Source organism: Dokdonella sp., assembly GCF_035703485.1.
Classification (GTDB): Bacteria; Pseudomonadota; Gammaproteobacteria; order Xanthomonadales; family Rhodanobacteraceae; genus Dokdonella.
Window position 1 is genome coordinate 1 of record NZ_DASSYD010000204.1, and the last position, 8,357, is coordinate 8,357.

At 57.4% G+C, this 8,357-nt stretch carries 6 protein-coding genes; all 6 read left to right on the plus strand.

Annotation, left to right across the window (positions count from 1 at the left end; genetic code table 11):
* The coding region (locus VFN25_RS15645; protein ID WP_325143566.1) for a putative bifunctional diguanylate cyclase/phosphodiesterase at positions 1 to 2,246 on the plus strand (2,246 nt) is incomplete at its 5' end.
* 181 nt (positions 2,247 to 2,427) lie between these two features.
* Positions 2,428 to 3,015 (plus strand): RNA polymerase sigma factor RpoE, encoded by a 588-nt coding sequence (rpoE, locus tag VFN25_RS15650; protein ID WP_325143568.1) that lies wholly within the window; start codon positions 2,428 to 2,430, stop codon positions 3,013 to 3,015.
* Positions 3,016 to 3,020: 5 nt separating this feature from the next.
* Positions 3,021 to 3,671, plus strand: a complete 651-nt coding sequence (locus VFN25_RS15655; protein WP_325143570.1) for a sigma-E factor negative regulatory protein — start codon at positions 3,021 to 3,023, stop codon at positions 3,669 to 3,671.
* A gap of 72 nt (positions 3,672 to 3,743) precedes the next feature.
* Positions 3,744 to 4,688, plus strand: coding sequence for a MucB/RseB C-terminal domain-containing protein (locus VFN25_RS15660; protein ID WP_325143571.1), 945 nt, complete (start codon positions 3,744 to 3,746; stop codon positions 4,686 to 4,688).
* 139 nt (positions 4,689 to 4,827) lie between these two features.
* Positions 4,828 to 6,264: a DegQ family serine endoprotease gene (locus tag VFN25_RS15665; protein ID WP_325143573.1), complete on the plus strand. Its 1,437-nt coding sequence runs from the start codon at positions 4,828 to 4,830 to the stop codon at positions 6,262 to 6,264.
* A 176-nt stretch (positions 6,265 to 6,440) separates the two neighbouring features.
* Entirely contained in the window at positions 6,441 to 8,231 is a 1,791-nt protein-coding gene (gene lepA, locus VFN25_RS15670; RefSeq protein ID WP_325143575.1) for a translation elongation factor 4, read from the plus strand.
* The last annotated feature ends 126 nt before the right edge of the window (positions 8,232 to 8,357 follow it).

Here is an 8,357-nt window from a genome sequence, read left to right on the forward strand (position 1 = left end):
CGGACGAAGCGCTGCGGCGCATCAATGCGCAACTCTCCGGATTGGCCAGTCACAGCGAAGGCGCCTCGGTGGATCGACCCGCGCTGATTCACCCCTATGCGTTTGAGTGTAGTCGGGATGAGCTCGCCGTCGTTGAAGCGCGAAGCGGACGCATCATCGATGTCAATGCTCGTTTTTGCGAGCGCAGTGGCTATTCGCGAATTCAGTTGCTCGGTAACCGGATCGAAGGCCTGGATGCGACGCTTGCTGCGGATTTGCGTGCCAGTCTGAATCTGCAGCTGGCCAGGCAAGGGCAAGTTCGATTTCGGGCACGAAAGCCGCATGCTGACGGCAGCACTTATCTTGTCGACGTCGACGTGCGCAGGCTGACGCACAAGGGTGAATCGATTCAATTGCACGCATTTCGCGACCTCGGCGAACTCGACGGTTACGTCCGTACTCTGGGTGTCATTTCCGGGTTGAGCCAGGCAGGCGGTGGAGAGGAAGGCATCAATGCCGCCGTACGCAGTCTGGTTGATTGGCTACAGCTTGATTTTGTCTCTCTTGTCTCCTTGCGTCTGGAGCTGAATAGCGAAATGCAGCCGCTAGTCGTGTTCCATCGGCAAAGCCCGCCGGAAGAAACGCCTGATCCAATGCGCATGTCGACCCTGAAACATGCTCTTGAAGGAGACGAGATCATCCTTCTCGATGATGCATGCAGAACCAATGCTGATGATGGGTTCATCATCGACCGTGGTCACCAGTGCCTGATTGGTCTACCCCTGTGCGATGAGCGGAAGGTGGTGCTTGGAGCGCTGATCATTTCCCGCCGGGAACCGATGCATCAACTCTCACCGATGATTGAGGGTTTGCGAACCATTGCCCATCGCCTGGCCCTGGAGCTTGAGCTGCGTCGGACCCGCGAACAGGGCAGGGTGCGCGGGCTACAGGATTCGCTGACCGGCCTGCCAAACCGGCTATTGTTCAATGATCGCCTCGAGTCGGTGATCCAGGAAGCGCATCGCACCGGTGAAATGTTTGCCGTGTTGTTTGTTGATCTGGATCGCTTCAAGAACATCAACGATTCACTCGGCCACAACGTCGGTGATCACGTGCTTGTCGCAGTTTCCCGCCGATTGCGCTCCTGTGTGCGCGCATCCGATTCGGTTGCCCGCTATGCCGGCGACGAGTTCACGATGATTCTGCGTCATATCGTGCAGCGTGATGATGTCATGCGCATTGCGGAGAAAATCATCCGCGTCATGGAGGCGCCGCTGACTCTGCCGGATGGATTGGAATTGCAGATCACGGCGAGTCTCGGCATGAGCTTCTATCCCGATGACGCCACCGTTGCCGAGCGCCTGCTCAAGCATGCGGATGTTGCCATGTACACCGCCAAGGGCATGGGTCGGAACAATTTCCAGGCCTATGTTGCGGTTCCCGAAGAGTCGCATCAGCAGCGTCTTGCGCTGGAAGCGAAGTTGCGCCAGGCCGAGCGTAACGGTGAGCTTCGGGTCTTCTATCAACCCCAGGTCGATACCGTCACTGAGGATATTGTCGGCATGGAGGCGCTGATCCGCTGGGAGCATCCCGAGCTCGGCCTGATCAGTCCCGGATTCTTCATTCCGCTGGCAGAGGAAACCGGCCTGATCATTCCGATTGGTGAATGGGTCTTGCGTGCAGCCTGCATGGATGCGCGCCGTTGGCAACTGCGCTATTCAATGCCACTGAGAATCAGCGTCAATCTTTCGCCACTGCAGTTGCGCCAACCGAATCTCGTCGCCCTGGTTGCCGAAGTGCTCGAAGAGACCGGCGTGCCGGCCCAGTTGCTCGATCTTGAGGTGACAGAAAGTATCAGCGTCAAGTCGATTCCGAATCTGCTTGAAACCCTGCAGGCTCTGCGTGACCTCGGCTGCCAGATTTCGATCGATGATTTTGGTACGGGGCAATCCTCGCTGGACTACATCAAGCGCTTCCCGGCGGACCGGATCAAGATCGATCAGTCATTCGTGCGCAATATCGGCATCGATCCCGATGACGAGGCCATCGTTGAGGCAACCATCGGCATGGCTCACAATCTCAATCGTGCCGTCGTTGCTGAAGGTGTCGAAATCGAGGCGCACCTGGATTTCCTGCGCGGATTGGGCTGCGAGGTTCTGCAGGGCTTTTTGTTCTGTCGGCCGTTGCCGGCGGCGAGCTTTGAAAGTCTGATGAGCGAACGCGAACGACTGCACCAGGAACTGCATGCCTTGTTGCCTGGAAATTGACTGCTGGCCTGATCGGGCGCGGATCGAACCCGCTTCGGTTGTTACACTAGTGACCTGTCAGATATTACGCAGTCGGCTTGCGCGGTACCGATTGACGCAACCGTATTGCTGAAACTATTTCCCGCTGATGGGGTCGTAATTGCATGCCTCGACCCCATCGCCGGCAAGGAGACCTGCCCGCATGGGCGAAAGCGAATTGGATCAGGCGCTGGTAGAACGCGTCCAGAAAGGTGACAAACGGGCGTTTGATCTACTGGTTCGAAAGTACCAGCACAAGATCATCAGCGTCGTGACGCGCTATGTCTCGGATTGGAGCGAAGCACAAGATGTCGCCCAGGAGGCGTTTATTCGCGCTTATCGGGCGATTGAAGCTTTTCGTGGGGACAGTGCGTTCTACACCTGGATTTACAAGATTGCGATCAACACGGCGAAGAATCATCTGGTATCGAGAGGACGTCGTCCGCCGATCGGTGATATCGCCATTGAAGATGCCGTGCAACTCGATGGCGCATCGCAATTGCGTGACCGGGCAACACCCGAACGCGAACTGATGCGACAGGAAATTGAACGAACTGTGTTCGATACTGTCGAAGAATTGCCCGAAGAGCTGCGCACCGCCATCACCCTCAGAGAAGTGGACGGTCTCAGTTACGACGAAATCGCGGAAGCAATGAATTGTCCTATCGGCACTGTTCGTTCCCGGATATTCCGCGCCCGGGAAGCAATTGATGAACGGCTAAGGCCGCTACTGTCAGCAGACGAGGATTGATCCGCATGAGTCAGCAAATTCCAGAACAGTTGTCGGCCTTGATGGATGGCGAACTGGCGCGCGACGAGACCCTGTTTCTCATGCGTCGTATCGGCAGCGATGAAGGGCTTGTCCAGCGTTGGGCGGGCTATCACGTCACGCGCCAGGTATTGCGTCGCCAGGATGTATTTGTGCTCCCAGACAGCTTTTCCGAGAACATATTGGCTCGACTCGATGCTGAGCCCGTGTTGCATGTCGCGCGGGGTGGTCGCTGGCTGCGCTGGGCAGGTGGTGGTGCCATTGCCGCTTCGGTCGCCGTGGTTGCATTGATGTTCAGTGCACCGAACAGCAATCCTGGTGGCGTCTCGGGCGAACCGCTGGCGGCGTCAGTCAATTCAAATCCTGCGCCCGCCGCGCCGGCAACCCTGGGCGCTGGCGATTTCAGGCCGCCGCTGATGTCTCCGGCGCTTGATGTGCAGCCCGCATCGGCAAGCACGGAAGGTTTTTCATCTTCCTCCGCGCCGATGGATCCCAGGCTGCAGTCCTATCTGATTCGCCATTATGATGCGGCGGCCAACAGCGGTCAGTCGGCCATGATGCCGTATGTCCTGCTTGTCGTGCCGCCTCAGCAGGAGCCAGTCGACCCGGCCGCTGAAGGAACAATCCAGCAACGTTGAGCGACGATGCAAACTCAGCTGAATGCGTTGCTCAGTAGAACGCTCCACGTTTTGGCTCGTACAGGCGTCTGCTTGAGCATTGCGCTTGGCGCCATATCCTCACACATTGCTCTCGCGCAAACTCCCGAAGGCGCAACGTTGCTGGCACAGATGGCCGCAGCAATGCGCGCCACGGACTACCAGGGCTCGTTTGTTTACCAGCATGCCGGTCGGATCGATACCTTGCGGGTATTTCATGCAGGCGGGGCGAGAGAGCGCGAACGATTGATCAGTCTCAACGGCCCTCGCAACGAGATTGTTCGAAACGGCACCAATATCACCTCGATTCGAGCCGATGATTCCGCGATTGTCTACAACAGCACGTCCGGACGTGGGCTGCTGCCGCTGGTTCCTGACAGCGTGGATCCGGAACTGGAGAAGTCCTATCGGATCGTACTCAACGGCAGCGACCGGGTAGCCGGTTATTCCGCCGACATCGTGGATATTGTTGCGCGCGATGGCTTCCGCTATGGCTATCGATTGTGGATCGACAAGGGGTCTCGCCTGTTATTGCGCTCCATTGTCACCGACAGCAAGCGACAGCCGCTGGAACAATTCATGTTTGTTTCGTTGATCATCGGAACGCCTCCCAGCGACACCGATCTCGTTCCACGCCAACGGGAACTGCTGACAACTACGGCGACCGATTCCGATGAAATTGAATTGCGTGGTGAGCCGATGTGGAGCGTGAGCAAGGCCCCCTCCGGTTTTGCTTTCCGATCCGCCCGGCGATCCATGGATGCCGTTGAAGGTGCCCAGCATCTGGTTTATTCCGACGGTTTGGCGAGCGTTTCCGTTTATGTGGAGCCGAAAAACTCTACGGGCGACGAATTGACCACGATCGCGAGCCGCGGCACCATGAATATTTATACGTATTCCAATGAAAAGTGGAGGTTTACTGTACTTGGTGACGTACCTCTTGCCACCGTGACCATGATGGCGCAATCACTGCAGCCGGTCGTCAAATCCGTACCGTAGCCTCGTCGGGCTGCCAACTGCGGCTCACTGCTCGTCGGGAACTTTGCTTGATGACGGCTATCCAATCGACGACAGATTTCCGAGCGTCGCTGACGCTCTCAGCTTACTCTCACGTTTTCAGAATTGAGGAACAAGGCAAATGAATACTGCTTCAGGCAAACGCTTTGCCCTGATGTTTTCGGCAATGGTTTTCTCGCTCTTTGTTGCTGCGAGCGCCGCGCAGGCGGCTGAACTTCCGGATTTCACGTTACTGGTTGAAAAGAATGCTCCGGCGATCGTCAACGTTCGAGCCACCACAACGGCGAAGGTGAATCCACACGCCCAGATGCCAGGATCAGATCAGCAGCAGGATATTCCAGAAATATTTCGCCGCTTTTTCGGGCCCATTCCGCGCGGGCAGCAGCCCGGTGGAGAGCGCCAGTCCGCGGGATCCGGATTCATCATTTCAAGCGACGGATATATTCTGACCAACAACCACGTCGTCGACGGCGCGGATCAGGTTACGGTAAGACTTTCGGATCGCCGTGAGCTGGACGCCAAGGTTATCGGCACCGATGAGCAGACCGATATCGCTCTGCTCAAGATCGATGCCAACAAATTGCCGGTTGTGACAATCGGTGATTCGAGTCTGTTGAAGCCAGGTCAATGGGTAGTTGCAGTCGGCTCTCCATTTGGGATGGATCATACGGTGACCCATGGCATCGTCAGCGCAGTCGGTCGCGGCTATGACCGAAGCCAGCAATATGTGCCCTTCATTCAGACCGATGTGCCAATCAATCCCGGCAACTCGGGTGGCCCGTTGTTCAATCTCGATGGCCAGGTTGTCGGCATCAATTCACAGATCTTCTCGAATACCGGCGGCTACATGGGCGTGTCATTCGCGATCCCGATTTCTGTCGCAATGAATACGATGAAGCAGCTCAAGGAGAAGGGTCATGTCTCACGCGGCATGATCGGTGTCCAGATTCAGAATGTGGATCGTGATTCGGCCAAGGCGCTGGGCCTGCCGCGCAGTGGTGGAGCACTGGTCAACAATGTTTCCGTGGATAGCGCGGCCGACAAGGCCGGAGTCAAGGTAGGTGATGTCATTCTTGCCTTCGATGGCAGCGAAGTAGTCAGTTCATCGGACCTTCCGCCCCTGGTCGGACTGACACCGCCGGGCACGAAGTCCAAGCTCACGGTCTTCCGCAATGGCAAAACCATGGACATTCCGATCACGGTCGGAGAGTTGCCGCAGGATGCCGCCACCGTTGCCTCGGCCAAACCGAAGCCGCAAGCGAGCAACAAACTCGGGATTGTGGTCGATGACCTGACTGCGGATCAGCGCAAGCAAGCCGGATTGAAGGATCAAGGGGTGGTGATCACCAGGATCGACGGAATGGCCGCCCGTCGCGCCGCCCTTCAGCCAGGTGACGTCGTACTCATGGTCGGACGCAAATCGATTGACAGCGCCAGCGCGTTCAATGCCGCTGTCAAGCAGCTCAAGGATGGCGATTCGGTCATGCTGCTGATCCGGCGCAACGATGTCACTTCATTCGTGGCGCTCAACGTGCCAGCCGCCGACTCGGAGCAGTAGTCTCCGTCGAACTGGCTGGCGAAAGGGTAGCCGTCGAGGAAGCCGGGACCGGGTTCTCCTCGACAGCTGCCCGTTTTCGCTCAATGTATTTGCTGCAACGCAACCAAGCGATGCGCTTTCTGCGATAATCGCCGCCTTTGCGCCGGCTTCCGGCCGGTGCTCTACGGCAAACCTTGATGGACCATATCCGAAATTTCTCGATCATCGCCCATGTCGACCATGGCAAATCCACGCTGGCCGACCGAATCATTCAGATCTGTGGTGGACTGCAAGCGCGCGAAATGTCCGCGCAGGTGCTCGATACGAACCCGATCGAGCGCGAGCGCGGCATCACCATCAAGGCGCAGAGCGTTTCCCTCCCGTATACGGCGAAGAACGGCAAGACCTACTTGCTCAACTTCATCGACACTCCAGGACACGTGGACTTTTCGTATGAGGTCAGTCGCTCACTGGCCGCTTGTGAAGGTGCGCTTCTGGTTGTTGACGCAGCCCAGGGCGTCGAAGCGCAATCGGTCGCAAACTGCTACACGGCCGTGGAGCAGGGGCTGACGGTTGTTCCGGTGCTCAACAAGATCGATCTTCCGACCGCCGATATTGATCGCGCCAAAGAGGAAATCGAGGCCGTCATCGGTATTGACGCCCAGGATGCGATCCCGATCAGCGCGAAGACCGGCCTCAATGTCACGGACGTACTGGAAGCCATTGTCGAGCGCATCCCGCCGCCACAGCCAGGCGACACGGACAAGTTGCAGGCCTTGATCATCGACTCCTGGTTTGACAACTATCTCGGTGTCGTTTCGCTGGTTCGCGTAATGCAGGGAGAGATCAAGCCGAAGGACAAGATCCTGGTGATGTCCACGGGGCGCTGGCACGAAGTCGATCAAGTCGGCGTATTCACACCGAAGCGCCAGGTCAAGGACAAACTCAGTGGAGGCGAAGTAGGTTGGGTTACCGCTTCAATCAAGCAGGTCAATGGTGCGCCCGTCGGCGATACGCTGACTCTGAATGCCGACCCGGCCGCCGCACCCCTGCCAGGCTTCCAGAAAGTCCAGCCACGCGTCTTCTCGGGCCTTTTTCCGGTCAATGCCGAGGACTTTCCCGCGCTGCGTGAAGCGTTGGACAAACTCAAGCTCAATGATGCCGCGCTGCATTTCGAACCGGAAAGCTCGGAGGCCATGGGTTTCGGCTTTCGATGCGGGTTCCTGGGCTTGCTGCATATGGACATCATTCAGGAGCGTCTGGAGCGCGAATATGATCTGGATCTGATTGGCACCGCGCCAACCGTCATCTATGAGGTTCTGCAGACCGATGGTTCGATCATGCCACTCGATAATCCGGCCAAATTGCCAGCGAGCCAGAATATTGAAGAGGTTCGTGAGCCGATCATTGTCGCCAACATCCTGACCCCGCCTGATCACATTGGCAGTGTCATCAAGCTCTGCGAAGAGAAGCGCGGTGTACAACGCTCGATCAACTACATGGCCAATCAGGTGCAGATCAGCTATGAGCTGCCATTGGCCGAAGTGGTTCTCGATTTCTTCGACAGGCTGAAATCGGTATCGCGCGGCTATGCATCGATGGACTACTATTTCGAGCGTTTCCAGGCAGCTCCACTGGTTCGTCTCGATGTCCTGATCAATGGCGAGCGGGTCGATGCACTGAGTCTGATCCTGCACCGCTCGGCTGCGGATCGCCGTGGTCGCGATCTGGTTGAGCGCATGAAGGATCTCATTCCGCGTCAGCAGTTCGACGTTGCCATCCAGGGTGCAATCGGGGCACAGATTATCGCGCGATCCACGGTCAAGGCCTTGCGCAAGAACGTACTCGCCAAGTGCTACGGCGGCGACGTTTCCCGCAAGCGCAAGCTGCTGGAGAAGCAGAAGGAAGGCAAGAAGCGCATGCGGCAGTTCGGCAAGGTCGACATCCCGCAGGAAGCGTTCATCGCGGCGCTGAAGGTGGATAGCTGAGCAGCAATCGGCTCGTAGGGTGGGTAGAGCGAAGCGAACCCACCATCTTGCGCCCGCCGCAACCGAGTGATGGGTTTCGCTGCGCTCTACCCATCCTACGATTCTGTCAGACAATTGTTCGCGTTT

Excerpts from the sequence above, each read along its gene's own strand:
- VFN25_RS15655 (WP_325143570.1), top strand. The coding sequence starts at position 3,021 with ATGAGTCAGCAAATTCCAGAACAGTTGTCGGCCTTGATGGATGGCGAA.
- rpoE (WP_325143568.1), top strand. The coding sequence starts at position 2,428 with ATGGGCGAAAGCGAATTGGATCAGGCGCTGGTAGAACGCGTCCAGAAA.
- lepA (WP_325143575.1), top strand. The coding sequence starts at position 6,441 with ATGGACCATATCCGAAATTTCTCGATCATCGCCCATGTCGACCATGGC.
- VFN25_RS15665 (WP_325143573.1), top strand. The coding sequence starts at position 4,828 with ATGAATACTGCTTCAGGCAAACGCTTTGCCCTGATGTTTTCGGCAATG.